Origin of the sequence: Plantibacter sp. CFBP 8798 (assembly GCF_014841195.1) — a bacterium.
GTDB classification, from domain to species: Bacteria; Actinomycetota; Actinomycetes; order Actinomycetales; family Microbacteriaceae; genus Plantibacter; species Plantibacter auratus.
On record NZ_JACYTS010000002.1, the window covers coordinates 379,517 to 405,965 of the forward strand.

At 70.4% G+C, this 26,449-nt stretch carries 26 protein-coding genes and 1 other RNA gene; 8 read left to right on the forward strand and 19 right to left on the reverse strand.

Annotation, left to right across the window (positions count from 1 at the left end; translation table 11 throughout):
- Nucleotides 1-94: 94 nt before the first annotated feature.
- The 4 genes from rnpB to IFU30_RS08860 all read right to left on the reverse strand — a co-directional run bounded on the left by rnpB (nt 95) and on the right by IFU30_RS08860 (nt 2,784).
- Nucleotides 95-461: RNase P RNA component class A (gene rnpB / locus IFU30_RS08845), an RNA gene on the reverse strand.
- A 71-nt stretch (nt 462-532) separates the two neighbouring features.
- Nucleotides 533-1,270, reverse strand: a complete 738-nt coding sequence (locus IFU30_RS08850; protein ID WP_192004949.1) for a CT398-like coiled coil hairpin domain-containing protein — start codon at nt 1,268-1,270, stop codon at nt 533-535.
- A gap of 44 nt (nt 1,271-1,314) precedes the next feature.
- Complete coding sequence (locus IFU30_RS08855) at nt 1,315-2,130, reverse strand: Nif3-like dinuclear metal center hexameric protein (protein WP_192004950.1); 816 nt, start codon at nt 2,128-2,130, stop codon at nt 1,315-1,317.
- A gap of 36 nt (nt 2,131-2,166) precedes the next feature.
- A complete protein-coding gene (locus tag IFU30_RS08860) occupies nt 2,167-2,784 on the reverse strand; it encodes a LysE/ArgO family amino acid transporter (protein WP_159878699.1) in 618 nt (205 codons plus the stop codon).
- Nucleotides 2,785-2,852: 68 nt separating this feature from the next.
- On the opposite strand from IFU30_RS08860, the gene IFU30_RS08865 reads away from it, so the two are divergent.
- From IFU30_RS08865 to IFU30_RS08875, 3 genes are all read left to right on the forward strand, one after another.
- On the forward strand, nt 2,853-3,752 hold the full coding sequence (locus tag IFU30_RS08865; RefSeq protein ID WP_192004951.1) for a LysR family transcriptional regulator ArgP: 900 nt from the start codon (nt 2,853-2,855) through the stop codon (nt 3,750-3,752).
- Nucleotides 3,753-3,815: 63 nt separating this feature from the next.
- Nucleotides 3,816-4,235, forward strand: a complete 420-nt coding sequence (locus IFU30_RS08870; protein ID WP_064293757.1) for an organic hydroperoxide resistance protein — start codon at nt 3,816-3,818, stop codon at nt 4,233-4,235.
- 80 nt (nt 4,236-4,315) lie between these two features.
- Complete coding sequence (locus tag IFU30_RS08875; RefSeq protein ID WP_165766994.1) at nt 4,316-4,480, forward strand: hypothetical protein; 165 nt, start codon at nt 4,316-4,318, stop codon at nt 4,478-4,480.
- A gap of 14 nt (nt 4,481-4,494) precedes the next feature.
- Here the strand turns inward: IFU30_RS08875 and IFU30_RS08880 are convergent, their stop codons facing one another.
- From IFU30_RS08880 to IFU30_RS08890, 3 genes are all read right to left on the reverse strand, one after another.
- A complete protein-coding gene (locus IFU30_RS08880; protein ID WP_192004952.1) occupies nt 4,495-4,734 on the reverse strand; it encodes a hypothetical protein in 240 nt (79 codons plus the stop codon).
- Between the two features lie 133 nt (nt 4,735-4,867).
- The gene (locus IFU30_RS08885) at nt 4,868-5,794 is read right to left on the reverse strand and encodes an aldose 1-epimerase family protein (protein ID WP_192004953.1); all 927 of its coding nucleotides are present in this window, start codon (nt 5,792-5,794) and stop codon (nt 4,868-4,870) included.
- Between the two features lie 10 nt (nt 5,795-5,804).
- Complete coding sequence (locus IFU30_RS08890) at nt 5,805-7,103, reverse strand: kynureninase (protein WP_192004954.1); 1,299 nt, start codon at nt 7,101-7,103, stop codon at nt 5,805-5,807.
- A 71-nt stretch (nt 7,104-7,174) separates the two neighbouring features.
- Between IFU30_RS08890 and IFU30_RS08895 the strand changes: the two genes are divergently transcribed.
- Both IFU30_RS08895 and IFU30_RS08900 read left to right on the forward strand, forming a co-directional pair.
- The gene (locus IFU30_RS08895; protein WP_192004955.1) at nt 7,175-7,819 is read left to right on the forward strand and encodes an FMN-dependent NADH-azoreductase; all 645 of its coding nucleotides are present in this window, start codon (nt 7,175-7,177) and stop codon (nt 7,817-7,819) included.
- A gap of 90 nt (nt 7,820-7,909) precedes the next feature.
- The gene (locus tag IFU30_RS08900; protein ID WP_192004956.1) at nt 7,910-9,481 is read left to right on the forward strand and encodes a molybdopterin-dependent oxidoreductase; all 1,572 of its coding nucleotides are present in this window, start codon (nt 7,910-7,912) and stop codon (nt 9,479-9,481) included.
- Between the two features lie 25 nt (nt 9,482-9,506).
- On the opposite strand, the gene IFU30_RS08905 is transcribed toward IFU30_RS08900, so the two are convergent.
- From IFU30_RS08905 to IFU30_RS08920, 4 genes are all read right to left on the reverse strand, one after another.
- Complete coding sequence (locus IFU30_RS08905) at nt 9,507-10,283, reverse strand: SGNH/GDSL hydrolase family protein (protein ID WP_192004957.1); 777 nt, start codon at nt 10,281-10,283, stop codon at nt 9,507-9,509.
- Between the two features lie 45 nt (nt 10,284-10,328).
- A complete protein-coding gene (locus IFU30_RS08910) occupies nt 10,329-11,372 on the reverse strand; it encodes an LLM class flavin-dependent oxidoreductase (protein ID WP_192004958.1) in 1,044 nt (347 codons plus the stop codon).
- A gap of 50 nt (nt 11,373-11,422) precedes the next feature.
- The gene (locus tag IFU30_RS08915; protein ID WP_079705855.1) at nt 11,423-11,773 is read right to left on the reverse strand and encodes a hypothetical protein; all 351 of its coding nucleotides are present in this window, start codon (nt 11,771-11,773) and stop codon (nt 11,423-11,425) included.
- Between the two features lie 177 nt (nt 11,774-11,950).
- On the reverse strand, nt 11,951-12,610 hold the full coding sequence (locus IFU30_RS08920) for a ThuA domain-containing protein (protein ID WP_342450833.1): 660 nt from the start codon (nt 12,608-12,610) through the stop codon (nt 11,951-11,953).
- A 211-nt stretch (nt 12,611-12,821) separates the two neighbouring features.
- Between IFU30_RS08920 and IFU30_RS08925 the strand changes: the two genes are divergently transcribed.
- Complete coding sequence (locus IFU30_RS08925) at nt 12,822-14,177, forward strand: O-acetylhomoserine aminocarboxypropyltransferase/cysteine synthase family protein (protein WP_192004959.1); 1,356 nt, start codon at nt 12,822-12,824, stop codon at nt 14,175-14,177.
- On the forward strand, nt 14,174-15,505 hold the full coding sequence (locus tag IFU30_RS08930) for an LLM class flavin-dependent oxidoreductase (RefSeq protein ID WP_192004960.1): 1,332 nt from the start codon (nt 14,174-14,176) through the stop codon (nt 15,503-15,505). The genes IFU30_RS08925 and IFU30_RS08930 overlap by 4 nt, the downstream gene beginning before the upstream one ends.
- A 12-nt stretch (nt 15,506-15,517) precedes the next feature.
- Here the strand turns inward: IFU30_RS08930 and IFU30_RS08935 are convergent, their stop codons facing one another.
- Nucleotides 15,518-16,504, reverse strand: coding sequence for an NAD-dependent epimerase/dehydratase family protein (locus IFU30_RS08935; protein WP_192004961.1), 987 nt, complete (start codon nt 16,502-16,504; stop codon nt 15,518-15,520).
- 111 nt (nt 16,505-16,615) lie between these two features.
- Nucleotides 16,616-17,038: an alternative ribosome rescue aminoacyl-tRNA hydrolase ArfB gene (arfB, locus tag IFU30_RS08940; protein ID WP_124769279.1), complete on the reverse strand. Its 423-nt coding sequence runs from the start codon at nt 17,036-17,038 to the stop codon at nt 16,616-16,618.
- A gap of 79 nt (nt 17,039-17,117) precedes the next feature.
- Between arfB and IFU30_RS08945 the strand changes: the two genes are divergently transcribed.
- Nucleotides 17,118-18,125, forward strand: coding sequence for a diacylglycerol/lipid kinase family protein (locus IFU30_RS08945; protein ID WP_342450834.1), 1,008 nt, complete (start codon nt 17,118-17,120; stop codon nt 18,123-18,125).
- 7 nt (nt 18,126-18,132) lie between these two features.
- Here IFU30_RS08945 and IFU30_RS08950 read toward each other — a convergent pair whose 3' ends face one another.
- The 6 genes from IFU30_RS08950 to IFU30_RS08975 are packed head-to-tail and all read right to left on the reverse strand — an operon-like array spanning nt 18,133 to nt 26,398.
- Nucleotides 18,133-18,837, reverse strand: coding sequence for a cyclodeaminase/cyclohydrolase family protein (locus IFU30_RS08950; RefSeq protein ID WP_079706301.1), 705 nt, complete (start codon nt 18,835-18,837; stop codon nt 18,133-18,135).
- Between the two features lie 36 nt (nt 18,838-18,873).
- Entirely contained in the window at nt 18,874-19,884 is a 1,011-nt protein-coding gene (locus IFU30_RS08955) for a LacI family DNA-binding transcriptional regulator (protein WP_079705849.1), read from the reverse strand.
- A 49-nt stretch (nt 19,885-19,933) separates the two neighbouring features.
- Nucleotides 19,934-22,186 carry a beta-L-arabinofuranosidase domain-containing protein gene (locus IFU30_RS08960; protein WP_192004962.1) on the reverse strand — a complete coding sequence of 751 codons (2,253 nt, stop codon included), beginning with the start codon at nt 22,184-22,186 and terminating at the stop codon, nt 19,934-19,936.
- A gap of 2 nt (nt 22,187-22,188) precedes the next feature.
- On the reverse strand, nt 22,189-24,549 hold the full coding sequence (locus IFU30_RS08965; protein ID WP_192004963.1) for a beta-glucosidase family protein: 2,361 nt from the start codon (nt 24,547-24,549) through the stop codon (nt 22,189-22,191).
- On the reverse strand, nt 24,546-25,439 hold the full coding sequence (locus tag IFU30_RS08970; protein ID WP_079002436.1) for a carbohydrate ABC transporter permease: 894 nt from the start codon (nt 25,437-25,439) through the stop codon (nt 24,546-24,548). Before IFU30_RS08970 ends, IFU30_RS08965 begins: the two co-directional genes overlap by 4 nt.
- On the reverse strand, nt 25,439-26,398 hold the full coding sequence (locus IFU30_RS08975) for a carbohydrate ABC transporter permease (RefSeq protein ID WP_079705845.1): 960 nt from the start codon (nt 26,396-26,398) through the stop codon (nt 25,439-25,441). Before IFU30_RS08975 ends, IFU30_RS08970 begins: the two co-directional genes overlap by 1 nt.
- Nucleotides 26,399-26,449: the final 51 nt, after the last annotated feature.

The window sequence follows — 26,449 nt, forward strand, 5'->3', positions numbered from 1 at the left end:
TGGTGTGAACGGGTCGACCGGTACGCCGGGTTCTGTCCCACGCTTGCGCGGATGTCGCAGTACGGCTCGACGCAGTCGCGGCCGTGCTGGGGTGTGAACGGGTCGACCGGTACGCCGGGTTCTGTCCCACGCTCTCGCGTTTGGACGGCCATCTCTCTCGGGACGACGTTGCCGCCGCCCTCTAGCGGTCTACCCGGGAACTTGGCGAGCAGCCTCAGCGTTCCCTGTTGACCTTGCTCCGGACGAGGTTTACCGAGCCGACCGGGTCACCCCGGTCGCTGGTGGGCTCTTACCCCACCGTTTCACCCTGACCGTGGTCGCCCACGGCGGTCTGTTCTCTGTGGCACTGTCTCGCGGGTCACCCCGGGTGGGTGTTACCCACCGCCCTGCTCTGTGGAGCCCGGACGTTCCTCGGCGCCGACACCCGGAGGTCTCGGCGACGCGACCGTCTAGCCGGCCCGTTCACGGAGACGAGTCTACCGGCCCGTGAAAGCGGCCGCGGACCGCCGGTGTCGTAGATCCAGCGTCCGGCTCAGAGGAGGCCGGACTCGTCCGTCCGGACGACGATCGCGGCGCACTCCGGGCACTGCACGACCTCTTCGGACGGTGCGGCGCGGACGGCCTGGAGGTCGTTGCCGGTGAGCGACATCTTGCATGCTCCGCAGGTGCCGGCGCGGAACAGTGCTGCACCGATACCGCCGCGGGCGCGGCGCTGGTCGTAGAGGGCCAGGAGGTCGGCGGGGATGCCGGGTGCGAGTGACTCGCGGTCGGCGGTGAGTCGTTCCCGTTCGGCCTCGAGTTCGACGAGTGCGGCGTCGCGCTTGGCGACGACCTCGTCGAGGAGTTCCTGGAGTCCGGCGCGCTCGGCGTCGACCTGGGCGACGGCGTCCTCCGCGGCCTCCACCCGCTCCATGACGTTCAGCTGGATCTCCTCGAGGTTGTTCTGCCGGTTCTGCAACGAGGCGATCTCGCTCTGCAGCGCTTCGACGTCCTTGACGGAGGTCGACGACTGCAGGCGGTCGGCGTCGCGCTTCATGCGGGCCGAGACGACGGCGACGTCGGACTCGATGCGCCCGAGCTCGGTCTGTGCGTCGTCGCGGACGCCGACCCGCTCCAGGCGACGGAGGCGGACGGTCTCGATCTCGGCCTGGAGCTGCGCGATGCGCGCGGCCTCGGGGAGGTTCGCCGCGCGGTGGGCGGTGCGCTGCACGCCGGTGTCGATGCTCTGCAGGGTGAGCAACGTCTTCTGGTCTGCTGGGCTGGCTTTCACGTCTGTTCCAAACTCTCGACTCATCACCCTACCGGCCGCGCCGACTACTGGGTGACGACGAAGTCCCACGGGTCGGTACGGAGCTCGCTGACCCGGACGTCGAGTCCAGGGAGCTCTCGTCGGAGCGCATCGGCGGCCCCCTCCAGCCACAGCCACTCGCTCGCCCAGTGGGAGACGTCGACGAGGGCCGGCCCGCCGCCGAGGAGTGCCTGTTCCCGGGCCTCGGACGCCGGATGGTGGCGGAGGTCGGCCGTGATGTACACGTCGGCCGCGCGAACCGCGGGATGCGACAGGAGCGAGTCCCCCGCTCCCCCGCAGAGCGCGATCCTCCGGACGGCCTGGTCGTACTCCCCGGCGGCACGGACACCGGTGGCGGTCGGTGGCAGCATCTCGGCGAGGGCACGTGCGATCGTGCCGAGCGTCGTCTCCTCCGGGAGGTCGCCGACCCGACCCAGCCCGGTCAGGCCGTCGGGGGCGGGGACGATCGGTGTCGCGCCCCGCAGGCCGAGCCGCTGCGCGAGGACGTCCGAGGTCCCGTCGACGACGACGTCGGCGTTGGTGTGTGCGGCGATGAGTCCGGCGCCGCCACGGATCAGGCGCGTGATGAGCGACCCCTTGTAGCGGTCACCCGCCACGGTCGTGACACCGCGCATCAGCAGCGGGTGATGGACCAGCAGCAGGCCGTCGGGGCGCTCGAGCACCTCGTCGACGGTCACGCCGACCGCGTCGACCGCGAGGACCACATGCCCGACCGGCTGGTCCGGGTCGCCGACGAGGAGCCCCGGGGCGTCCCAGTCCTCGGCTCCGGACAGTGGCCAGAGGCGCTCGACGACCGTGTTGACCTCACGCAGGGTTCTCATCACCCGGCAATCCTAACCAGGCCCCCTCGAGCACGCTCAGGGGCGCAGGACGAGCATGATCGCGAGGGCGATCATGACGGCCGCGATCGCGACGTCGAGGATGCGCCAGGCCACGGGCTTCGCGAAGACCCCGCGGAGCAACCGAGCGCCGTACCCCAGAGCGGTGAACCACAGGATGCTCCCGAGGACCGCGCCGGCGGCGAACCACCACCGCCCCACCTCCCCGTGCGTGTTCGCGATCGAGCCGAGGAGGAGGACGGTGTCGAGGTACACGTGGGGGTTCAGCCAGGTGAGGCCGATGACGGTGAGCACCGCCGCCCTGAGTGAGAGGCCGTTGCCACCGCGGTCGGCGGCGAGACCGGACGGGGCGAGCGCGCGGCGTGCGGCCAGCAGACCGTAGCCGAGTAGGAAGGCCGCGCCGGCCCAACGGAGGACGACGAGGACCACGGGGAACCGCTCCACGACGAAGCCGATGCCGCTGACACCGGCGATGATGAGCACCGCGTCGGAGAGTGCGCACACGAGGACGACCGGCAGGACGTGCTCGCGCCGGATGCCCTGCCGGAGGACGAAGGCGTTCTGGGCGCCGATGGCCACGATGAGTGAGAGGCCGAGGCCGAGGCCCGCGATCGCGGCCTGCAGTGCAGAGGTCATGCTCCGACCGTAAGAGGCGCAGCATGATGAATCCAGTTCAATATTCTGATGAATCGTAAGATCCTCTTATGATGGATTTTCATTTCGAGCAACTGCGGGCCTTCGTCGCAGCGGTCGACCACGGCACCTTCGAGTCGGCCGCCCGGGAGCTGATGGTCACGCCGTCGGCGATCAGTCAACGCATCAAGGCCCTCGAGCAGAGCGTCGGACGGGTCCTCCTGCTCCGGACCAAACCGATCACCATCACGGCGTCAGGTGAGATCGTGCTCCGCCTCGGCCGCGCGGTGCACCTGCTCGGTCACGACGCGGCGCTCGAGTTGCACGCCGACGACCCGCTCACGCCGGCCACCCCGGCGGTGATCCCGATCGTCGTGAACGCCGACTCCCTCGCCACCTGGCTGCTGCCCGTGCTGGCGGACGTCGCCGCCCGGGAGTCGGTCGTCTTCGACCTCGCTCGCGAGGACCAGGACCATTCGACCGACCTCCTCCGTGCGGGCAGCGTCATGGCCGCGGTCACGTCGAACGCCGAGCCGGTCCAGGGCTGTACGGTGCGGCCTCTCGGCCGGATGCGTTACCGACCGATGGCGGCACCCGCGTTCGCGACGCGCTGGTTCGAGGACGGGGCGACCGCTCAGGCGCTCACCGCAGCGCCCGTCGTCGTGTTCGACCGGAAGGACGATCTCCAGGACGCCTACCTCCGACGACGTGGCGTCGACCCCGCCGACCCGCCGCGACACCATGTTCCGGCCTCGGCGGACTTCGCGACCGCCGTCGGCCTCGGTCTCGGCTGGGGCATGCTCCCGGACGCGCAGTCCGACGCGCCGCTGCGCCGGGGCGAGCTCGTCGTGCTCGACGACACGGGCGGCGTCGACGTCCCGCTGTTCTGGCAGCAGTGGCGACTCCACTCCCGGCTGCTCGAGCTCGTCACGACGGCGGTGGTCGACGCGGCCCGATCCACGCTGCACTGAACGACTGCCGAGAGGTCCCGGAGAAGGTGCACCGGGCACGCACGACGGTGCAAGGATGGAGCAATGGATATCGCGTACACAGCAGTTGCCCATGCCACCGGAGGCGGACGAGACGGACACGTCCGCAGTGAGGACGACCTCCTCGACTTCGACACCCGTCCCCCGAAGGAACTCGGCGGCAGCGGCGAGGGCACCAACCCCGAGCAGTTGTTCGCCGCCGGCTTCGCCGCGTGCTTCCTCAGCGCCCTCCACGCCGTCGGGCGCACCGCGAAGCTCGACACGAAGGACGCCGAGGTGTCGGCGAGCGTCGGCATCGGATCGAACGGTGAGGGCGGTTTCGGCCTGGCCGTCGAGCTCGACGTCTACGTGCCGAACGTGACGCACGATGAAGCCCAGCAGCTGGCCGACCAGGCGCACCAGGTGTGCCCCTACTCGAACGCCACACGCGGCAACATCGACGTGACGGTGTCGATCGTCGACTGACGAAGCTCCCGCCCGCAAGGGCTGTCGATCGTCGTGTCCGCCGGTTGCGCTGGCGGGCACGACGATCGAGAGGAAGCATCATGTCTGATTTCGGGGCGGTCGAAGGCATCCGTGACGAGGGCGCGGCAGCCATGCTGCCGGGGCTCCCGGATGCCGTGGTCGAGGACGAGGCGCTGGATGACGATGCGCCCGCGGAGGACGCAGCAGACGAATCCGGTACGGGTCTCGCCGGTTCAGGGACCTGACGCGGGGATCGCGCTCAGCGCAACATCGACGCGGCGATGACGCCGACGATGCCGAGTTGCAGCGCGAGCATGATGCCGATCGTGATGAAGAGCGTGCTCCAGAGGACGATGTTCCCCAGGAGGACGCCCACGAAGGCCCCGAACCGTCCGCGGGGTCGAGCCGTCGACCGCGCCACCTGAAGCCGCTCGGTCTGCGCGACCCGGGGCGTGGACAGGGTGAAGAGATTCGGGCTGGTGTCCAGGTGCGTGGTCATGCCACCAGTGTCCGTCGACACCCGGGGGCGGCACATCGGACGCCAGGGCGATCATCGCCCCCGTGGCGTCATCCTCTGAGCTGATCCTCCTCCGCCCGTGGGACGGTCGACCGTCCGCCGAACGGCGTGCCGGTCACACCCGTGTGAGCCGGATCCCCCAGGACAGCGACCACCGCTCGTCGGGGTCCAACCACCGGAGTCCGGTCCCGCTGTTCAGCGCATCGGCGGGGGCCGTCATGGGCTCGATGGCGATGGCCTGCGTCGGTCCGTCTGCCGCTGGGAAGTTCTTCGGCGTGTAGACCTGGACGAATCGGAAGTCGTCGTCCGCCCAGAGTTCGACGGTGTCGCCGTCCGGTGCGGTGAGCCGGTGTCGGACGGCACCGTCGACCTGCTGGACCGAACCCAGGCCGACGTCGATCGAGAGGTCGCCCACGCGAGCACCCGAGCGCAGGTCATACGGGGTCCCGTCGACGGGACGGGAGACGACCGGGATGCGCTGCTCGTCCGTCTCGAACCAGGTGTCGGCGGCCACCGTCACGGTGAGGTCGGCGGTCGGCACGTCGCCGAGCGCCAGGTAGGGGTGAGCGCCGACGGCGACCGGGGCGGGGCGACTCGACCGGTTCACGATGGTGTGGGTCACCCGCAGGCCGTCATCGTCCAACGTGTAGGCGACCGAGGTGTCCAGGCGGAACGGGTAGCCGTGCTGCGGAAACACCGAGGCGAGCAGGGTCACCGCGTGATCGGTGTGATCCCCCGCCCGGTATCCCGTGTTGCGCAGGAGACCATGGGAGGCGTTCCCGGTCGCCGCCTCGGTGACGTCGAGCTGCTGCGGTTCACCGTCGAGTGTCCACCGGGCATCGCGGACGCGGTTGGGCCACGGCACGAGCACCATCCCGCACCCCATCGGGGCGACGACGTCCTCACCGAAGGACTGCACAAGGGTGCGTCCGCCGACCGTCAGTTCGCGCAGTCCGGCGGCAAGTTCGGTGACCGTCGCTCGGACCTCGCCCCGCGGACCGGCGTGGTGGAGACGGTACTGGGTTCCAGAAGCAGCGGGCATGCCGCCAAGCCTACGACGGACGTCCGCCAGGCGGGGTGGAGCCGTGTGAAGCCGTCCACCGGTGGACGGCCTCGGCGATCCGGATCAGCCCGAGTTCGAGCTCGGCGAAGCCGGAGCTCAAGGGTGCGACCCCGATGCGGAGACCGTCCGGGTGCCGGAAGTCGGGGATCACGCCCGCATTCCAGAGCAGCGGGGTGATCTCGCGGAACGACGGGTGACCGAGCGTCACATGTCCACCGCGACGCGCCGCGTCACGAGGGGTCATCACCCTGACACCGGAGCCCGCGAGGTGCTCATCGGCCCAGGAGATCGCGAACGTGGTGAGCGCCACGGACTTCGCGCGGATGGCGGCGACACCGGCGGACTCGATGAGCGTCAGCGAGTCCTCGAGCGGCAGCATGCCGACGATCGGTGGTGTCCCGCTGAGGAACCGGCGCATCCCGACGGCCGGCTGATAGGCGTCGGCCATCGCGAAGACGTCGGCGGCGCCCATCCACCCCTGGATGGGCTGGAGGAGCCGGTCCTGATGGCGCGCCGCGACGTAGGCGAACGCAGGGGCACCGGGCCCGCCGCCGAGGTACTTGTAGGAGCAGCCCACCGCGAGGTCCACGCCCCACTCGTCGAGCTCGATCGGGACCGCACCGGCGGAGTGGCACAGGTCCCAGAGGACGAGTGCTCCCGCCTGATGGGCGATCGCGGTCAGCTCCTCGACGTCGAGCAGGGCTCCGGACCGGTAGTCGACCTGGCTGAGCACGACGAGTGCGGTCTGCTCGTGGACCACCTCGCGCAGCTGGTGCGCGGCGACACCGTGGACCGGGTCGGCGTCGATCCAACGGACGCGCAGACCGCGTTCAGCGGCGATCCCCTCGATCACGAAGCGGTCCGTCGGGAAGTTCCCCGCATCGATCACGAGCTCGTCGCGCCCAGCGGCCCCTCCGGCGGAGCTCGTCGCGTCGACCGCCGCGCGGATCAGCTTGTACAGCAGCACGGTCGTCGAATCGGCGACGACCGTCTGGCCGGGTGCTGCACCGAGCACGACCGATCCCAGGCGGTCGCCGAGCGTCAGCGGCAGCTCGAACCAGCGGTCGTCCCACGAGCGGATGAGCCTCGTCCCCCATTCCTCCGCGATGAACGACTGCAGCCGCTCCGCCGTGGCCCGCAACGGCCGCCCCAGGGAGTTCCCGTCGAGGTAGGCGACGACGCCCTCGGCCGGGACGAACGCCGAGCGGTGTTCCGCGAGCGGGTCGGCCTCGTCGAGGACGCGTGCGTCCTGGCGGGCGGACGTGGTGGGGGCTGGGGCGTCGACCATCCTGCGACGGTAACCGCCACCGGTGCGCGCCGCAAGGAAGCGGACGGGACCCGGCTTGCTAGCGTTGCCGCATGCCGACTCTCCTGCACCTCGACTCCTCCGCCGATCTCGACACCTCCCGGTCCCGCCGGCTCTCGCAGGCCGTCGTGGACGCCTGGTCGACCGCCGACCCCACCGGCATCGTCGTCCGTCGCGACCTGCACCTGGATCCGCTCCCCCACCTCGCCGACGCGAGTCTCCACTGGGCGCCGGCCGACCGCCGCCCCGGTACGAACCCGCCCGCCGAGGCCGAGACGCTCCAGCGCGTCCTGCTCGACGAGCTGCTCGGCGCCGACATCGTCGTGATCGGCGCGCCGCTCTACAACTTCTCGATCCCATCGTCGCTCAAGGCGTGGATCGACCACATCCACGTGCCTGGTGTCACCTCCGCGGACACGGGAGCGCTCACCGGCCGGCCGGTCGTCATCGCCACCAGCCGCGGGATCGCCTACGACGCGGGCAGCCCGACCGAGGGTTGGGATCACGAGGTGCCGGCGCTGCGGACGTTGTTCGGCGGAGCGCTCGGCATGGACGTCCACGTCATCACGACGAGTCTGACCCTCGCCGACCGTGATCCGGCGCTCGCAGCGCAGCTCGAACGGAGCGAGCAGGAGTTCGCCGAGGCCGTCCGGCTGGCGTCCGAGACGGGACTGCGGCTGGCCGTCTCGACGGCCTGAACGCCGAGACGACGGGCGGACGACGGATCCGACCCGTCTGATCCGGGCAGTGCTCCGAACTCCTGTCGAGCCACGATCAGGGAGAAGCACATGCCATCGAAGCACCAGACCGGCACCACACGGAGCGGACGACGCCTCGTCTGGTTCGCGGCAGCACTGTCCGGCATCGTCGCAGCAGCGGTGTTCCTCGCGATCGCCGAGCTGGCGGCGCTGTTGTTCGCCCGCGGCAGCAGTCCCCTCCTCACCGTCGGATCGTTCGTCATCGACATCGTCCCGCGGTGGGCGAAGGAGTTCGCGATCGAGACCTTCGGTGGCAACGACAAGATCTTCCTCCTCGTCAGCCTCGGGGTCGCCGTCGTGATCGCCGCGGCGATCGCCGGGGTCCTGCAGCAGATCCGTCCACCGCTCGGTGTCGTGGTCCTCATCGCGGCCGGCGTCTTCGCCGGCGCGACGACCGTCACCCGCGCCGGTGCCACCCCGCTCGCCGTCGTCCCGGTGATGCTCGGTCTGGCGGCCGGTGTCGTGATCCTCATCCTCCTGAGTCGTCGCCTGCCGAAGCGGGCCGCGAACGGCTCGGACGACGAGCGCGCGGCGTTCGACCGCCGAGGCTTCTTCCGTGTGGCGGGCATCGCGGCGGCCGGTGCCGTCGTCGTCGGCGTGGGCGCACGCCTCGTGAACGTCACCACCTCGTCGATCACGGCCGTCCGCGACGCCCTCAAGCTCCCTGCGCCGAAGTCGACCGTCACGATCCCCGACGGAGCCGAGGCGGACGTCGACGGCCTCAGCCCGCTCTTCACACCGAACGACAAGTTCTACCGCGTCGACACCGCGCTGACCGTGCCGACGGTCGACCCGGCCACCTGGACGCTCACGATCGACGGCATGGTCGGCGAGCAGGTGCAGATCACCTTCGAGGAGCTCCTCGCCATGGGTCTCGACGAATACGTCATCACGATGACCTGCGTCTCGAACGAGGTGGGCGGCAACCTCCTGGGCAACGCGAAGTGGCTCGGTATCCCCGTGCGCGACGTCCTCAAGCGGGCGATGCCCGACTCGAAGGCCGACATGGTCCTGTCCACGAGCGTCGACGGGTTCACGGCGAGCACGCCGATCGAGTCGCTCACCGACCCGAACCTCGACGCGATCCTCGCCGTGGCGATGAACGGCGAGCCGCTGCCGCTCGAGCACGGCTTCCCGGTGCGCATGGTCGTCCCTGGCCTCTACGGCTACGTGTCGGCGACGAAGTGGCTGACGAAGCTGACGGTCACGACCTTCGAGAAGGACGAGGCCTACTGGACCCCGCGCGGCTACGACGCGAAGGCGCCCATCAAACTCTCCTCGCGGATCGACACGCCCCGGATCGACAAGCAGGTGCCGGCGGGTCCGTCCAAGATCGCGGGCGTCGCCTGGGCGCAGACGGTCGGGATCGCCAAGGTCGAGGTCAGCATCGACAACGGCGACTGGCAGAGCGTCAACCTCACGACCGCCATCAACGACGACACGTGGGTGCAGTGGTGGATGGACTGGGAGGCGACCGCCGGCACGCACTACGTCGCCGTCCGCGCGACCGACAAGGCCGGGAACCTCCAGATCGAGAAGCAGGCGCCGATCGCTCCCAACGGATCCTCCGGCTGGCAGCGAACGCTCGTCCGCGTCGGCTGACCGACCCGCGGCTGACCGGTGTCGGTCAGCCGCGGGTGTCGACCGGCTGCAGCTGGGCGATCTTCGGTTCGCGACCGTCGCCCGAGGACCGACCGGTCAGGCGGCGCCCGATCCACGGCAGCACGTGCTCGCGGTAGTAGGCCGCGGTGCGACGTTGACGCGGACCGGGCGGCGCCGCAGCGACGTCGTCGATCCCCCACTCCTCCGGGACCGGCACATCGAGCGCCGTCAGCACGTTGCTCGCCACCCGGGCGTGGCCGAGGGCGTTGAGGTGCAGGCGGTCCACCGACCAGTATCGGAGGTCGGCGAGCGTCCGATCGGCCCAGTTGTCGACGAAGGTGACCCCCTCGCGCGGGCACCGCACCCGGACGGCCTGGGCCAGCTGCTCGCCGCGGCGGGCGAGGAGCGAACCCATCGGGATGTGGGCCGAGGGGTTCGCCCCGCTCAGCAGCAGCACGTGGGCGCCTCCGGCACGCAGTCGCTCGACCGCACCGTCCAAGCGGTCGGCGACACCGTCGATCGACACCCGCGGGCGCATGATGTCGTTGCCGCCGCCGTTGAAGCTGACGAGATCCGGACCCATCGCGATCGCTCGGTCGAGTTGTTCGTCGAGGATCGGCAGGAGCTTCCGCCCGCGGATGGCGAGGTTCGCGTAGCTGACGGTCTCCGCGGACGCCCGGGCGAGGCCGAGGGCCACGAAGTCGGCCCACCCGCGAAGGGTGCCGTCCTCCCGGAGATCCCCGTAGCCCTCACTGAAGCTGTCGCCGATGGCCACGTACCGTCTGAACCCGTGCTGCGTCATACCTGCACTGTACGCGCGACCGGAAGCCGTCTCCGACCGGTCCGCTCAGGCCGGACGGGACTCCCCGTCCGCGGCCGGTCGCCAGCCGAGGGCGGGCCCGAGTGCGCCGGCGATGTCGGTGAGCAGCTGCGTGTAGTCGTCCGGTTCGAGCGTGAACGGCAGGGCGAAGGCGACTTCGTCGACCTCCTGGAATCCGGCGTGCTCGTGCAGCCGCTCCGCGATCTCCGCACTGCTGCCGACGAGGTCCTCCGCGAAGAGCATCCGCCGCGGTCCATGGGCGACACCGACCCGGTGCCGTCTCGACTCGACGTACTCGTGGTACCGGGCGCGTTGGGACGCGGTCGCGGAGTCGGTCGGGATGACCACGAGCCCCTGTGACACGCGGGCCCGCTCACCCGCCGGGTGGAGCTCTCGGAACCGATGCACCTGGGCGGCCTGGTTCGCGGCGAAGTCCGTCGTGCCGTCCTCGGCGGCGATGACGCTGCTCGTGAGCAGGTTGAAGGACTGCTCACCGGCCCAACCCGCCGACCGCAGGCTGCCGACTCCGTACCAGAGCCGCTCCGCCAGACCGTCGGCATGCGGCTCGACCCGCGAGGAGTAGTCCTCCTGGCCCTCACGACCGGCGCTGTCACTGACGACGTCACCGCGGATGAAGGAGCGGAGGCGGAGGACGCGGTCGTAGCCGAGGTCCTCCTGGTCGAGCGTCGACGGATAGATCGCGTGCTTGAACGCGTCGAACCGCATCGGCTCCCCGGTGCTGAAGCCGGGAAGCAGTCTGCCTCCCGAGAGGACGTCGACCGTGCCCAGATCCTCCGCGAGCCGGAAGGGGTTCTCCGCGCCGAGCGGTGTGACCGCGGTGCCGAGTGCGATGCGCTTCGTGCGCTGCGTCGCGGCGGCGAGGACGGCGACCGGTGAGGAGATGCCGAACTGCAGGTGCCGGTGCCGCAGCCAGGCACTGTCGAACCCCAGTCGTTCACCGAGCTCGATGAGCTGCAGGGTCGCCTCGTGGCCGGCCGCCGGCTCCTCGGGGTCGAACAGGCCCATCGTGAGGAAGCCGAGTCTGCGGAGCGGTGCTGAGGATCGGGCCATGCATCGACTCTACGACGCCGCCGGAGCCGGACGTGCCCGCGCCGCGGGTGTCAGCTCGGCGACCCGGCCAGCACGGTGAACATGGCGCCGAGGCTTCCGAGGATGAACAGCATCGTTCCGAGCTGCATGGTCAGCGACTTGTTCCGCGACGCCGTCGGGACGTCCACCTCGAGGATCGGACACCCGGACCAGCCCAGCAGGCCGATGCTCAGACCCACGATGACCGAGCAGCACCACCACACCACGCGGAGTCCCTCGGCGAGGACGGCCGGCCGCCAGCCAGAGCTGAGGAGGAGTCCGAGGACGATCGCGGTGCTCCCGACCGCGACGCCGAACCAGACGGTTCCGGTGCGCATGATGCGCTGGACGTTGTTCTCAGGTGACATGAGGTCCTGTGACACGTGGTGCGGCTTTCTCGAGGTTCCGATTCCTGATGCGGGCCGCGGCCGGCGATCATGGTCGCTCGCAGCCCCGAACAGGAGCATAGACCCGCTCAGGACGCCCGACTCCCGTTCGACGGGGGCTTGCGCCGACGGGGGTCGCGACACAGACGAGGCCGGTCGAGGATCCGTGACGGATCACTCAGACGGTGCCCGGGCCGCCCACCGTGCCAGCGCTGCGAGCAGGGCACGGTGCTCCGCTGAGGCGTAGGAACGCTCGTCGTGTCCGAGTGCGTCGACGGCGACGCGGGAGGTCCCCACCTCGCGGACCCACACCGCGGGGAACCGCTCGCCGTCGACGTCGTGCTCGGCGACGGTGGTGCTCCGACCGACCGGTTGCAGCCGCAGGTACTGTTCGTCGTCCACCGGGATGTCGCCGAGCGGTCCGCCTGCTGGGGACGCCAGGCCGCGGACGACGGTCGGGCCCATCGGCGGATGCCAGGACACACCCGGCAGCCAGAGCGCCCCGATCGTCGGCGCCCAGTCTGGGTAGTCGCGGAGCGAGGCGAGCGCCGCGTGCATCGCGAGCACACCGACACCTCGACCGAGCGCCTCCGCGAAGCCGTCGATCGCTGCGGCAGGCGTTCGGCCCTGGTCCTCGGACCGCCACGGGTCGCCGGCGTTGACCACCAGGACCTCCACGCCCTCGAGTCTCGTCATCGCACGATCGACGTCCTCGTCGATCTCAACCGCGAAGCCGGCCGTCTCCAGGACCTCCGCGATGAGCGGGCTCGTGCGCGCGTACGGGTGCCACGGATCCGCATACCGACCACTCCCCGATGCGATGAGTGCTTTCACGGTTCCCCCTCGTCCGATCCGTCGGCGCCGGTCACCGTGTCCGCGGCCGACGCCTCTCCAGGGTACGGGGCCTCCCCCGACGGCTGCGTCGCCGGCCGATTGTGTCCGCGCATGTCGTCGTCACCTGCGCCCGCCCCGGTGCCGACCGTAGAGTGCCTGTCACCGACGCCGGGGCGTCGACGACGGCCGAACTGACGGAGAGGACGAGGCGATGCACGAGCGGGACCGAGGGGGCTTCAGCACCCGACAGCTGCACGCCGGTGGCGCACCCGATGCGCCGCTCCAACCCCGGGCGCTGCCGATCTACGCGAGTGCCGGGTTCGTGTTCACGGACTTCGACGAGGCGGAGCGGCGGTTCGGTCCGGACCCTGGTGGATACAGCTACAGCCGGGTCGGCAATCCGACGATCGACGCCGTCGAGCGCCGCCTCGCGGCACTGGAGGGTGGTGTGGACGCGCTGCTCCTCGGCTCCGGCCAGGCGGCTGTCGGCGTCGCCTTGCTCTCCCTGCTCGAGGCCGGCGACCACCTGCTCACCGCGTCGAGTCTGTACGAGGGCTCGCGCAGCCTCTTCACGGAGAACTTCGGTCGGCTGGGGATCACCACGAGCGAGGTCGCCGATCCGCTCGACGTCGACGCCTGGGCGCGTGCCATCCGACCCGAGACACGCGCGATCTTCGTCGAGTCCATTCCGAACCCCCGCAACGACCTCACGGATCTCCGTCTCGTCGCCGACGTGGCCCATGCGCACGGGGTCCCGCTCGTCGTCGACAACACCTTCGCCACGCCCTACCTCCTGCGTCCCATCGAGCACGGCGCCGACATCGTCGTCCATTCGGCCAGCAAGTTCCTGGCGGGCCACGGCACCGTGCTGGGCGGGGTCGTCGTCGACGGCGGCACGTTCGACTGGGCCGCTCGCGCAGACCGCTACCGACACCTCACCTCGCCGCTCGCCGCGCTCGGCGGGCTCAGCCACGTCGAGGCGGACGGGCGTGCAGCGCTGGCCGCCTACGCACGGGCATCGGTCGCACTGCGTCTCGGCCCGACGCCCTCGCCGTTCAACGCGTTCCTCATCGCACAGGGCATCGAGACGCTGTCACTCCGCGTCCAACGGCAGAGCGAGAACGCCCTCGCCCTCGCGGCGTGGCTGGCGGGACGGACGGAAGTGGCCTCGGTCGACTACTCGGGCCTCAGCGACAGTCCGTTCCGAGGCCTGGCGGACAGGTATCTGCCGGATGGACAGGGATCGGTGTTCTCGTTCACCCTCCACGGCGGACGGGACGCAGCGCGGACGGTCATCGACCACGTCGGCCTGTTCACGCGGATGACGAACCTCGGCGACGTCCGGTCACTGATCCTCCACCCGGCCTCGACCACGCACGCCCAGCGTTCGGCCGAGCAGCTCGCGGCGAGCGGCATCGGTCAAGGACTCGTGCGGATCTCCGTCGGCATCGAGGACATCGCGGACCTCATCGCAGACCTCGCCTCGGCGTTCGACGCGCTCCCCGCCCGGGAACCGTCGACGAGCACTGGCGCCAGCGTCACGGCGGATGTGGCGGTCGCCGCATGAGCGCCCGGCAACGCTTCGGCTGGTTCCTGTCACGTGGGTTCGGTCCGCATGGTTGGGGGCATCCGTACCTCGACTGGGACTACCGCTGGCAGGAACCCGCCCTCTACCAGCAGGCCGCGCGCGAGCTCGAGCAGGCGGGCCTGGACCTCCTGATCATCGAGGACGCCCTGTCACTGGGGAACCCCGAGACGCTCGACCTCCGCATCCGCGGCGCCTACGGCGGGCCGAAGCACGACCCGCTGAGCCTCGCCCCGTTCCTCTTCGCGGTGACGGAGCGCATCGGCATCGTCCCGACCGTGAACCCGTTGCAGCTGCCGCCGTACCAGGCGGCACGGCAGTTCGCGACCCTGCAGCACCTCAGTCGCGGACGGTTCGGGGTGAACGTGGTGACCGACGTCGGCAGTAGTCGGCACTTCGGTGAGCCGGTCGTGCCGCACGACGTCGCCTACGAGCGGGCGGAGGAGTGGCTCGACGGCGTGCGCGCGCTCTGGCGGAGCTGGCGACCCGGCGCGTACGTGGGCGACACCGCCTCCGGGCGCTTCGCCGACGGCCGCCACCTCGACCGCGTCGAGCATCGCGGCGCACACTACGACTTCGACGGGCCGCTCAACGCCCTCCCCTTCGACGAGGACTCCGGTGGGGAGCCCGTCATCGTGTCACCGGGCTCCTCGCCGCGAGGGCTCGCCTTCACCGGACGACAGTCGGACGTCCAGCTCGCCCTCGCACCGCTCGACATCGCGAGCCTCCGTGCGTACCGGAGACGGGTCCTCGATGCGTCGGCTGCCGTCGGTCGGGACACCCCTCCCGCGATCCTGTTCGTGTTCAAGCCCGTCATCGTGTCGAGCAGTGCCGAGGCCGACCGTCTCGTCGCCGCCTCGGAACAGCCGGACGATGAGACGCTGCGCTCCGTCGCACTCGCGTGGTCGAGCGACCTCGAGACGGACCTCACGGCGCTCGACCTCGACCGACCGGTGGACCCGGCCGTCTTCGGCGACCACGTGTCGCGCGGCAGTCTCGACGCGTTGCGCGGACCGTACGAGTCCTTCGCAGCGGCGACGCTCCGGGAGCTGCTCGTGCCCAAGGCACGCCTCGGGCGGATCACCGACGGCAGTGGTGTCGTCGGCACGGCAGCGGAGGTGGCCGACCACATCGAACGCGCCGGCAGCGAGGCGGACAACGACGGGTTCATCTTCTCGGGCGACCTCCACCCGGTGACGGTGCACCGCATGCTCGACGAACTCGTACCGATCCTCCGGCGCCGCGGGATCCTCCGTCGGCCGGAGATCGACGCACCGCACGGAATCCGGAGCTCGTTGCGGGCACCCTGACCGGTCCCGCCGTCAGCGGCTCGTCTGCAGCGCCGATCGTGGTTCGGGCAGGTCCAACTCCCCGCGGGCGACGAGCGAACGGACGGACTCGAGGACCGCCTCCGTCGAGGTGTAGGCGGGTTCGTATCCGAGCAGCGACCGTGCCTTGTCGATCGACGCGCAGTGGCTCCGCACCAGGTGCTCCCAGGTGGTGTCGGCGTGCTCCGTCGGTGTCTCTGCTCGGAAACGCTCCCAGGTCACCGACTCGAGCTCGGCCGAGCGTCCGAACCAGCCGGCGACGACGTCGGCGTAGCCGCGGACGGTGACCGCGGCGGCGGAGGTCACGTTGAGGTCCTCGCCGGCGACACGATCCCGGTTCACGACGGCGAGCTCGAAGGCCTGCGCGACGTCGTCGGCGTGCACGTGGTGCAGCAGCTCGGCACCGAGTCCGGGGATGCGCAGCGGTGAACCGAGTGCGAGGGTCCGCCAGACCCCGGGGTCGAGGTTGCCCAACGGGTTGATGGGCGCCCACCCGGGTCCGACGATGTGCCCGGGATGCAGGGAGGTCGTCACCAGTCCTCCGTCGGCGGTCTCCTGCTGCAGCAGCCGGGCGATCTGGTCCTTCTGGACGCCGTAGTCGCCGAACGGCGCCGTAGCGGAGCCCTCGACGATGGGGACGGACGCGCTGGGACCGTAGCGCCAGATCGATCCGCAGTGGAGCAGCTGGCCCGTGTTGCCGCGCAGTCCCTCGAGGAGTGCCGTCGCCGAGGCGACCGTGAAGCAGACCAGGTCGACGACGACGTCCGGGCCGAGGTCCGCGATGCGTCGCGCGAAGACACCGTCCCGGTCCTCGGCCTCCCGATCGGCCCGGATCCGCTCGATCTGGTCCCACTCGGGAGCGTCCGTGTACGGTGACCGATCGCCGCGGCTCACGCTCACGACCTCGTGGCCGGCCCGGACGAGTCGCGGGACGAGGAAGGAGCCGATGTGTCCGGTCCCGCCGATGACGACGATGCGCATGGTGTTCCTCCAATCGCGCACGACGACGGCGTCGACGGGTGCGCTCTCCGGGAACGCTAATGGACCGGACCGTCCGACGCACGCCCTTGCGGGAGGCGACGGTGTGACCCGCTAGTCGTCGGAGGGACGTCGCCGTTGCTGTTTGGTGGCGCTCCGCTGCTGTTTCGCGGCGAGGTGGCGTCGCGCCGATCCGCGGGTCGGACGCGTGGGCCGGCGCGTCGGCGCCGGCGGCGCGAGAGCCGACCTGATGCGTGTCGCCAGCGCTTCGAGTGCGAGTTCGCGGTTCCGGAGCTGCGATCGCTCGCGGGAGACGGTCACGGTGATGGCTCCGCCGACCAGCCGGGCGCCGAGCCGCTCGAGCAGTCGGTCGCGCTGCTCATCGGTGAGGACGGCCGACTCGCCCACACTCCACGTCAATTGGACACGGCTGTCGGAGGTGTTGACGTGCTGTCCGCCCGGGCCGGACGACCGGGAGAAACGCCACTGCAGTTCGGCTGCCGGGATCATCAGTCCGGGCGACACCTCGAGGTCCATGGGGCAAGCGTCTCACGAACCCGCGGCACGGCTCGCGTCCACCGCTGGTTCCGAGCCGGTGCCTCCTATCCTTGACGCTGTGAACGTTGCACCAGCCGAACGCGGACGTCGACGCGCAGCCGTCATCGTCAATCCCTCCAAGGTCGACATCACGGTCCTCCGCTCGGTGGTCGCAGCCGCGGAGTCGACGCACGGACTGGCACCCTCCACCTGGCATGAGACGAGCGCCGACGACGACGGCCGGGGAGCGTCCGCGTCCGCGATCGCCTCGGCACCCTCGGTCATCCTGGTCGCGGGAGGCGATGGGACACTGCGGGTCGCCGCCGAGGCCATCGCGTCGACCGGCATCCCCCTCGGGCTGGTCCCGGCCGGAACGGGGAACCTCTTCGCCCGAGCGCTCGGCCTGCCGTTGGGCGACCTCAAACGGTCGGTCGACATCGCCTGTTCAGGGCGTGACCAGGTGGTCGACGTCGGCCAGGTCAGTCTCGGGCGCAGCGACGGTACGACCCGGGACGAGGTCTTCCTCGTCATGGCCGGCATCGGCCTCGACGCGCACATGGCAGGCCACACCAATGAGCGGCTGAAGCGACGGATCGGCTGGCTCGCCTACTCCGACCCGATCGCGCGGAGCATCATCGGCAACCGGCAGTTCGACCTGCACTATCGACTCGACGACCGTCCGGAGGCGGCCGCCCGAGCGCACACGATCATCGTCGGCAACTCCGGCACGCTCACCGGTGGTGTCCTGCTGCTCCCCGAGGCAGTCGTGGACGACGGCCTGCTCGATGCCGTCATGCTGCGCCCTGGCAAGGGTCCGGGTTGGGGGAACATCGGCTACCGCCTGACGTTCAACCGGATGCTGCACCGCACGCGGTTCGGCCGGCTGGTCGGTCGATTCTCGCCGAAGGCACGCGCGATCAGCTACGCACAGGCGCGGACGATGCACCTCCGACTCGAGGAGCCGCAGGAGATCCAACTGGACGGCGACTCGCACGGTTCGGTGATCTCGGTCTCGCTGAGGAACCTGCACCACGCCCTGATCGTCCGGGTTCCGAGCGGCCCGGCTGCGCGCCCCGGCGGGCGCTGACCACCGGCTACGACGCCGCGTCGGTGGGAGCGGCCTCGGAGTCGATCGACGCCGCGAGCCGGTCGATCCGCTCGAGGGCTCGGTCGAACACGGGGACCAGTTCCCACAGGCGTGGCTCATCGGCGCGGACCTCCTCGAGTGAGCCGTGTGCGCTGCGGACCGAGCCGAGATCGAAGCTGACGTTGGTCCGCGCTCCCGTGATCGCGGCGCGGAGTGCACCGATCGCCACCGCCACGTCGGCGATCAACGCCGGGTTGCCGTGCTCGGTCAGCCACGCGAGATCGTCGATCGCGTCGACGGCATGCTCGCCCAGCCGCGCGGAGGCCGCGGCCGCCTCGATGGACGCAGCACGGATCGCCTCGTCGCGTCTGACGCCGGCCGGTAGACGGAAGGCACTGCCGAACGCTCGCGAGGCGTGGGCGTCCTCGTCGGCCAGACGCAGCGCCAGCTCGGAGCGTGCCTCAGCGCGAGCGCGGAGTGCGGCGATCGTCGCCTCGGCCTCGGCCGAGTCCCGCCCGCTCGCGTCCTCGGTAGCGTGCGTGGCTCGGGTGTAGCCGGCGACCATCGCGGTGAGGCCGGCGGCGATCGCCAGCATGAGTCCGGATGCGGCCCCGCCGCCGGGGTTCCCGGTCGCCGTGCCGAGCGCCTGCATCCACGTCGACACGCTCGAGTGCTCCGTCGACACCTCGTCGGTGTCCGCTGATCCCGTCATGGCGACCATTCTCCCGCGTCCGCGTCCGCGTCCGCGTCAGCTCGAGGCGCGGACGATGAGTTCGGTCGGGAACTCCGCGCGGTCCCCCGGGTCCGACCCGGGCTCCGCCTCGAGGACGAGCTGGACCGCACGCGCTGCCATCGCGCGCATCGGCTGTCGCACGGTCGTCATCGGCGGCGGCATCAACCTGGACTGCGGGAGGTCGTCGAAGCCGACGACCCGGATGTCGTCGGGGATGCGGAGCTGCAGCTCCTCAGCGGCGCGGTAGACGCCGTAGGCCATCTCGTCGTTGCAGCTGAAGACGCCGATGGGGAGCCCGCCCTGCCTGAGGAGCTTGCGCACGGAGACGAAGGCGCTCTCCGATGACCACGGCGACGAGATCTCCTCGACCGTCGCCCCGTCGGCGTGCCGTTCGACCGCCGCTCGGAAACCGGCCTCCCTCGCACGGCCGAACCGGTACTTCGGCCGGCCGGTGATGATGAGGAACCGACGTGTCCCCCGCCGGGCGAGATGCCGACCCGCGTCGAAGCCGCCCTGCCAGTCGGTGGACCCGACGCTCGGCAGACTCCGCGCCGGCTCCGCACGCGGATCGAGGAGCGCGACGGGGATGTTGGCCGAGGCGAGGATGTCGAGCTGGGAGACGTTCGGACGGATGAGGCACACGACGACACCGGCAGATCCCCGCGCACGTGCCCGACTGGGCCAGTCGTCGACCATCGACTCGCTCTCGGGCGTGAGCACCAGGTCGTAGTTCGCCGCAGCGGCCGCCCGCCGCACACTCGTCACGACCGTGTTCGCCCAGGGGTCGTCCCACTGACTCATCGCCAGGTCGAGCAGGCGCGGGACCGAGCGAGGTCGGCCGCGACGTTGTGCTGCGCGGTCGTAGCCGAGGTCGTGCGCTGCAGCGAGGATGCGGTCACGGGTGTCCGGGGATGCATGGCGCTTCCCGGCGAGCACCCGGGAGACGAGCGACACCGAGCACCCGGACCTCGCGGCGACGTCCGCGAGCGTCACGCTGAGGTCGTCCTGCTCCGGCGTCGTCGTCATGGCTCCATGGTCCCGCATCCCGGGGTGCTGCGCGTGCCCACCCCGGTGGTCAGACTCCCTCGGCGGTCAGCACTCGGAGCTCGGTGCACCGCGGGGTCTCGCGATCCGGCTCCGCGACGAGCGCGAACCGCCGGACACCCCACCCGGCGCTGGTGGGCGTCAGCGGGTACTCCGCCCACTCCAGGTCGTCGTCTCGCCCGCCCTCCTGCGGAGCGACCGGCGTGTCGTCGATCTCCAGGGTGAGACCCTGGCCCGCCGGGTCGTGCAGCCAGGTCACTCTGACGACCCGGCCGAGGAGATGCGGGTCGACGAGCGTCACGGACAGACGCTTGGCCGTGCTCCGCCAGCGGACGCCACCCACCGCGCCGCTGGCGCTGGCCACCCCCTCGAACGCGTGATCCGCCTCCGGCTGCTGCTCGCCCAGCGCGACCCGGTCGACCGTCCGTCCGTCGATGCTCGCGGCGCGTCGGTCCCGTTCGACCAATGCGGTGCGGCGCCGAGCGACGGCGTCCTCGTCCGCCGTCGACGCCACGGGGAACGTGACGGTGTACCGCGCGTCGTGCAGACCTGCGAACGGTTCCAACGGGATCGGTCCTCGGTCGGAGTCGATCCGGAGTCGCCCGTCGGCGTCCCGGTAGGGCACAGCCGACCGCGGGACGATCGGTGCCGAGGCGAGCGGGGTGAGCGGGCCGACGGCGGTGTGCGGGGCGTGGGCGCGGCCGGCCAGCACCACGTCGGTCGGCAGCGACTCGCCACGGGCGGCCAGGACGGACGGACCCCAGAGGAGCGAGGTCCAGTCCGAGCCGTCCGGATACGGTTCCGCACGACCGCCCATGGGGAGCTCGAACGACACGGTGTCGCCGTCGCTCCACTCGCGATCCACGACGAGGTGGCCGCGTTCGAGTCCGGCGGTCACCGGAGCGCGGTTGACGAACACCTCGGGTGTCGGAACACTCCACCCGGGGACTCGGACGCGGAGCCGGAACCGCCGCGGACCGGTGAGCCCGAGGGTGAGTCCGACCACGCCGTCGGAGGGGAAGGCCGTGCGTTGCTCCAGCTCGAGACCGAGTTCCGGGATCCGCACGACGGAGGGCGCGAAGAGCTCGACCGACAGCGTGTCGTCGTCGAACCGGTACAGCGACTCACCGTGTTTCGCGTGGCTCTCCAGGCCGGTCCCGACGCAGCACCAGAAGCTGTGCTCCGGCGAGGAGTAGACGCGGTAGTGGTCGGGTCGCATCGAGGTGAAGTAGACGAGGCCGCCGTGCTCGGGGTGCTGCGATGACAGGAGGTGGTTGAAGAGGATCCGTTCGAGCGCGTCGGCGATCGCCGGGTCGGACCCGTCGGCACTGAGCCGTCGGCCCAGCTTGATCAGGTTGTAGCTGTTGCAGGTCTCCGGGCCCTCCCGGTCCTCGGTCATCGGGGTGAAGTCGTCGATGGCATGGAAGTGCTCCCGGACACTGTTGCCGCCGATCGCGACCGTGCGCCGCGTCAGGATCGTCTCCCAGGCGAAGCGGGCCGCACGGGCGAGGGCCGGATCAGCACTCCGAGCGGCGAGGGCGGCGAACCCGACGAACTGCGGGATGCGGGTGTTGGCGTGCAGGCCGGTCAGTTCGTCGGACCGGCGCGACAGCGGTTCGCTGAGGGCGGTCGACGTGAAGCGGGCTGCCATCGTGAGATGGCGGGGATCACCTGTGAGGTCGAAGAGGTCGACGTACGCCTCGTTCATCCCGCCGATCTCGGTCTCGAGCATGAGCTGGAAGTGCTCGTCGTCGATCCCGGCAGCGAGCTCCTCCCACCACGCGGCGAGGCGCAGGACGACGTCGCGTGCCATGTGGTTCCCGGTCAATCGGGCCGCGTCGATGAGACCGGCGTACAGCTTGTGCAGGTTGTACCAGGGCACCCAGCGGCCGGCGCGGAACGTCGATTCGGTGATCCCCGCCGCGACCTCGGCCCAGAGCTCGGCACTCCGAGGGACTCCACCGACGTACCCGGACCCCAGGTGGTCCTGTGCGCGGGCCAGTTCGGCGACCGTGTACTCCAGTCGGGAGCGCAGGACGTCGTCCCCGGTCGAGGCGACCATCAGGGAGCAGGCCGAGAGGTAGTGTCCGGCGGTATGGCCGTCGAGTCCGCGCACCTCCCAGTCGTCGTAGGACGCCGCCCGGGGCTCCAGGCCCGCCTCACGGAGGAACGGGGCGAGCAGACGATCGGGCTCGAGGGCTCGCAGGTAGGCGCGGTCGGCCTCCTGCGCCTGGAACAGGGGCCCACCCGTGAGGGTGACCTGGGAGATCGGGACGAACGGCATGGTCAGGCCTTCCTCGCGACCGCGTCGACACGCCGCCAGTCCACGCGGAGCTCGCGCGGCGCGACAAGCTCCCGCCTGCTGCCGGTCACCTCGATCGTGTGGGTGAGCGGACGCTCGAGTGCCGACGGCCCGGCGGACAGGACGTACGTCCCCGGTTCGATCACCCGACGGCCGTCGACTCCGGTGAAGGACAAGCGGTCGGCCGACACCGAGAAACGCACCGTGGCCGACGTCCCGGCAGCGACCGTGAGGCGTGCGAATGCGAGCAGTTCGACCGAGGGACGCACGACGGAGGCGACCGGATCCGTACCGTAGAGCTGGATCACCTCGACGGCGTCCTCGACGCCCATGTTCTCGACGGTGACGTCGACGAGGACCTCACCGTCGACGGCGAGCTCCGCTGCACTCGTGAGCGATCGGTAGCGGACGTCCCCGGCGGTGAGGCCGTGACCGAACGGGAAGAGCGGCGTGGGGTCGAGCACGCTGATCCCGCGGGACGCCAGACCGAGCGGCGGCTGCAGGTAGGTGCCCGGCATGGCCGGTGAACGAGGGATCTGCACCGGGAGCCGTCCGCTCGGCTGCACGCGGCCGGACAGCAGCCCCGCGACGGCCGCCGCGCCCTCCTGCCCGGGGAAGAACGCCTGGACCAGTGCGTCGGCCCGGTCGTAGTCCCCCAGTGCGTAGGGTCGCCCGGACAGCACGGTCAGGACGACGGGCGTCCCGGTCGCGAGGACGGCGAGCACGAGGTCGTGCTGGCCCCCGGGGAGGCGCAGGTCCTCGGCGTCACAGCCTTCTCCCGAAGTACCATCGCCGAACAGGCCCGCGATGTCGCCCACGGCCAGCACGACGACGTCGGCTGAACGGGCGGCCTCGACGGCGGCCGGAACGTCCTCCTGACCGGTCTCGGTGATGCTGCATCCCGGTTCGACGACGATGTCCGCCGCGGCGAACTCGGTACGAACCGCGTCCAGGATCGTCGGGATGGTGATGCCGAGATCGTGCCCGGGGTGCTTCGACAGCACGTGGTTGGGGAACGCGTAGCAGCCCACGAGACTGCGGAACTGGTCGGCCGCCGGCCCGATCACGGCGATGCGCGCTGGGGGCCGGAGCGGGAGGACGGCGCGGTTCCGGAGGAGGACGACCGACTCCTCGGCCAGACGCGTCGCGATGGCGCGGTTTCGGGGGCCGTCGAGATCGGTCGATGCGGCGTGCTCCGGCACGAGCGGACCCCCGTCGAGCAGGCCGAGCTCGATCTTCTGCCGCAGGTGCCGGAGCACGGCCCGGTCGACCAGCCGCTCGTCGAGCGCCCCCTCCTGGACGAGCCCGACGAGGCCGGCGCCGTAGCCGGCGGTCTCCGGGAGCTCGACGTCGATCCCGGCGGTGAGGGCGAGCGCGCCGGCTTCCGCCGCGTCGCTCGCGACATGGTGCATGGTCGCCAGGAACGGGATCGCCCAGTAGTCGGCGACGACGGTGCCGTCGAAACCCCAGTCGTCGCGCAGGATGCGGGTGAGCAACTCGACACTGGCGCCCGCGGGGACGCCGTCGAGATCGGTGTAGGCGTTCATCATGCTTCGCGCTCCCCCGAGCCGGATCGCCGTCTCGAACGGCGGAAGCACGACATCGGCGAGCTCGCGGCGCCCCATGCTCACCGGGGCGTGGTTCTTCGCGCCTCGGGATGCGGCGTAGCCGGCGAAGTGCTTGAGCGTCGCCACGACCCCGGACCGCTCGAGACCACGCACGTACGCGGCGCCGAGCTGGCCGACGAGGTAGGGGTCCTCTCCCAGCGTCTCCTCGACCCGGCCCCAGCGGTAGTCCCGGACGACGTCGAGGACCGGCGCGAGTCCCTGATGGACACCGACCGAACGGAGGTCGTCTCCGATCGCCTCCGCCATCCGCTCCACGAGCTCCTCGTCGAACGAGGCGGCCCAGGCGAGCGGCGTCGGGAAGGCGGTCGCACCGTACGCGGCGAACCCTGTCAGACACTCCTCGTGTGCGATCGCGGGGATGCCGAACCGGTTGCCGGCCACGACCTGCCGTTGCCGTTCCCGCAGGCGATCGACGCCCTCGGCCACCGTCACCGGTTCGGTCCCGAAGATGCGCGTCAACTGCCCGAGGCCACCCGTGAAGTCGCCGGTGGGCGCCGATGTCGGCGCAGCCGGGTCGTCGGAGCCGTCCACGCTCGGCGCGAAGTCGCCCGCCGTGTCGGTGAACCAGACCGAACCGAGCTGACCGACCTTCTCCTCGAGGGTCATCTCATCGAGGAGTGCTCGCGCCCGCTCGACGGGTGACGCCCGTCGGTCGTTCCAGACGCCGCGGACGATGCCCGACGTGGTCGGCGTGACGCCGTCGTGTTGCAGGGTCATCCCTTGAACGCTCCGTCCATGATCCCCGTCACCATGCGCTTGCCGACGAAGATGAACGCGATGAGCAGCGGGATGGTGGCCAGGAACGACCCGGCCATCGCGAGGCCGAGGTCGATCGACCGCTGCGACTGCAGGGCCTTGATCGCGATCTGGACCGTGTACATCTCGGGCGACTTCAGGACGATGAACGGCCAGAGGAAGTCGTTCCACGATCCGACGAAGCCGAGCAGTCCCAGGACGAACGCCGCCGGTCTGATGACCGGGAAGACGATCCGCCAGAAGATCTGCCAGGTGTTGGCACCATCGAGTCTCGCCGCCTGGAGCAGCTCGTCGCTCACGGAGCTCGAGATGTGCTGACGCATCCAGAAGATGCCGAACGCGCTCGCGAGGCCGGGGACGATGAGTGCCTGCAGGGTGTCGACCCAGTCGAGCGCGGAGATGATCAGGTACTGCGGGATCACGCTCAACTGCGTCGGCACGGTCATGGTGAGGACAACGAGGATGAACAGCGCGTTGCGGCCGCGGAACTCCAGTTTCGCGAAGGCGAACCCGGCCAGGGCGCAGAGCAGGGCCGATCCGACGCCGATCGACAGCGCGACGATGAGGCTGTTGATCATCGATTGGATGAACGGCACGGTCTCGAGCACGAGCCCCACGAGGTGGAACAGGTTGTCGCCCGGGTACAGCCGCGGTGGCAGGGTGGTCGCCGTCGCCGAGTCCGTGGTCGCGACGACGAACATGAAGTACAGCGGGAACATGCTCACGACGACGGCGCACACGAGGAGGACGTAGGTGTACCAGGGGATGCGGCCGATCCGGCCGCCGTTCCGTTTCCGGCCGGCGGAGGTCGCGCTCGCCATCAGCTGGGTGGAGTTGAGCGTCTCGGACATCAGCGTCCTCCTCGGGTGCGGGTGGACAGGAAGAAGTTCAGCAGGGCGACGAGCACGACGATCACGAACAGCGCGACGCCGATCGCCGAGCCGTATCCGAACTCGAACTGGCCGAAGCCCTGCTCGTAGAGGAACAGCGTGAGCGTCTGGCACTGTCGTGCCGCACCACAGGTGAGGCCGGTGGCCGGGTTCACCAGCAGTGGTTCGGTGAACACCTGGAGCCCGCCGATCGTCGAGGTGACGATCGTGAACACGATGATGGGACGCAACGACGGGATGGTGATGTAGACGAACTGCTTCCAGCCGCCGGCGCCGTCGACGGCGGCCGCCTCGTACACGTCACGAGGGATGGCCTGCAATGCCGCCAGGTACAGCAGCGTCGTGTAGCCCGTCCACCGCCAGACGACCATGAGCGCGACGAGGAACCACGAGCCGACCTTGTCGTTGAGGAAGTCGACGTGATCACCGCCGAAGAAGCTGATGAGGTAGTTGAAGAGCCCGTAGTCACGGTCGAACAGCTGGGCGAACACGATCGTGGTCGCGGCGACCGAGGTGATGTACGGCACGAGCATCGCCATCCGGAAGCCGGTGGCGAAGCGCAGGCGGACGTGGTTGAGCAGGTGGGCGAGGCCCAGGGCGATGACCAGCTGCGGCACCGTGGAGATGATGAAGATCGCGAAGGTGTTGAGCATCGCGTTCCAGAACCGCGGGTCGGCCGCGAGCCTGGTGAAGTTGTCGAAGCCGATGAAGGTCTGCTGACCGATCGGGTTCCAGTCGAAGAGGGACACCACGAAGGTGAACAGGAGCGGGATCAGGCCGAAGACGGCGAAGATCAGGAAGAACGGGGCGATGTAGACGTAGGGGGCGAAGCGTTCCGGCAGGGTGTTGCGGATCCGCGTCCCGATACCGGGTGGCGACTGTTTCGGCAGCAGCCGAGGTGGGGCGATGTGTGTGGTCACGATGATCCTTCAGGGGCGTTCCGGCGTGTTGCTCGGCCGGAACGCCCCGGG

Bases quoted from the DNA above. Each gene is read 5' to 3' on its own strand.
- IFU30_RS08925 (WP_192004959.1), top strand. From the start codon at position 12,822: ATGCACGAGCGGGACCGAGGGGGCTTCAGCACCCGACAGCTGCACGCC.
- IFU30_RS08960 (WP_192004962.1), bottom strand. From the start codon at position 22,186: ATGCCGTTCGTCCCGATCTCCCAGGTCACCCTCACGGGTGGGCCCCTG.
- IFU30_RS08860 (WP_159878699.1), bottom strand. From the start codon at position 2,784: ATGACCTCTGCACTGCAGGCCGCGATCGCGGGCCTCGGCCTCGGCCTC.
- IFU30_RS08905 (WP_192004957.1), bottom strand. From the start codon at position 10,283: ATGACGCAGCACGGGTTCAGACGGTACGTGGCCATCGGCGACAGCTTC.
- IFU30_RS08885 (WP_192004953.1), bottom strand. From the start codon at position 5,794: ATGCCCGCTGCTTCTGGAACCCAGTACCGTCTCCACCACGCCGGTCCG.
- IFU30_RS08880 (WP_192004952.1), bottom strand. From the start codon at position 4,734: ATGACCACGCACCTGGACACCAGCCCGAATCTCTTCACCCTGTCCACG.
- IFU30_RS08955 (WP_079705849.1), bottom strand. From the start codon at position 19,884: ATGACGACGACGCCGGAGCAGGACGACCTCAGCGTGACGCTCGCGGAC.
- IFU30_RS08865 (WP_192004951.1), top strand. From the start codon at position 2,853: ATGATGGATTTTCATTTCGAGCAACTGCGGGCCTTCGTCGCAGCGGTC.
- IFU30_RS08855 (WP_192004950.1), bottom strand. From the start codon at position 2,130: ATGAGAACCCTGCGTGAGGTCAACACGGTCGTCGAGCGCCTCTGGCCA.
- arfB (WP_124769279.1), bottom strand. From the start codon at position 17,038: ATGGACCTCGAGGTGTCGCCCGGACTGATGATCCCGGCAGCCGAACTG.
- IFU30_RS08950 (WP_079706301.1), bottom strand. From the start codon at position 18,837: ATGACGGGATCAGCGGACACCGACGAGGTGTCGACGGAGCACTCGAGC.
- IFU30_RS08870 (WP_064293757.1), top strand. From the start codon at position 3,816: ATGGATATCGCGTACACAGCAGTTGCCCATGCCACCGGAGGCGGACGA.
- IFU30_RS08930 (WP_192004960.1), top strand. From the start codon at position 14,174: ATGAGCGCCCGGCAACGCTTCGGCTGGTTCCTGTCACGTGGGTTCGGT.
- IFU30_RS08935 (WP_192004961.1), bottom strand. From the start codon at position 16,504: ATGCGCATCGTCGTCATCGGCGGGACCGGACACATCGGCTCCTTCCTC.
- IFU30_RS08965 (WP_192004963.1), bottom strand. From the start codon at position 24,549: ATGACCCTGCAACACGACGGCGTCACGCCGACCACGTCGGGCATCGTC.
- IFU30_RS08970 (WP_079002436.1), bottom strand. From the start codon at position 25,439: ATGTCCGAGACGCTCAACTCCACCCAGCTGATGGCGAGCGCGACCTCC.
- IFU30_RS08895 (WP_192004955.1), top strand. From the start codon at position 7,175: ATGCCGACTCTCCTGCACCTCGACTCCTCCGCCGATCTCGACACCTCC.
- IFU30_RS08890 (WP_192004954.1), bottom strand. From the start codon at position 7,103: ATGGTCGACGCCCCAGCCCCCACCACGTCCGCCCGCCAGGACGCACGC.
- IFU30_RS08910 (WP_192004958.1), bottom strand. From the start codon at position 11,372: ATGGCCCGATCCTCAGCACCGCTCCGCAGACTCGGCTTCCTCACGATG.
- IFU30_RS08875 (WP_165766994.1), top strand. From the start codon at position 4,316: ATGTCTGATTTCGGGGCGGTCGAAGGCATCCGTGACGAGGGCGCGGCA.
- IFU30_RS08900 (WP_192004956.1), top strand. From the start codon at position 7,910: ATGCCATCGAAGCACCAGACCGGCACCACACGGAGCGGACGACGCCTC.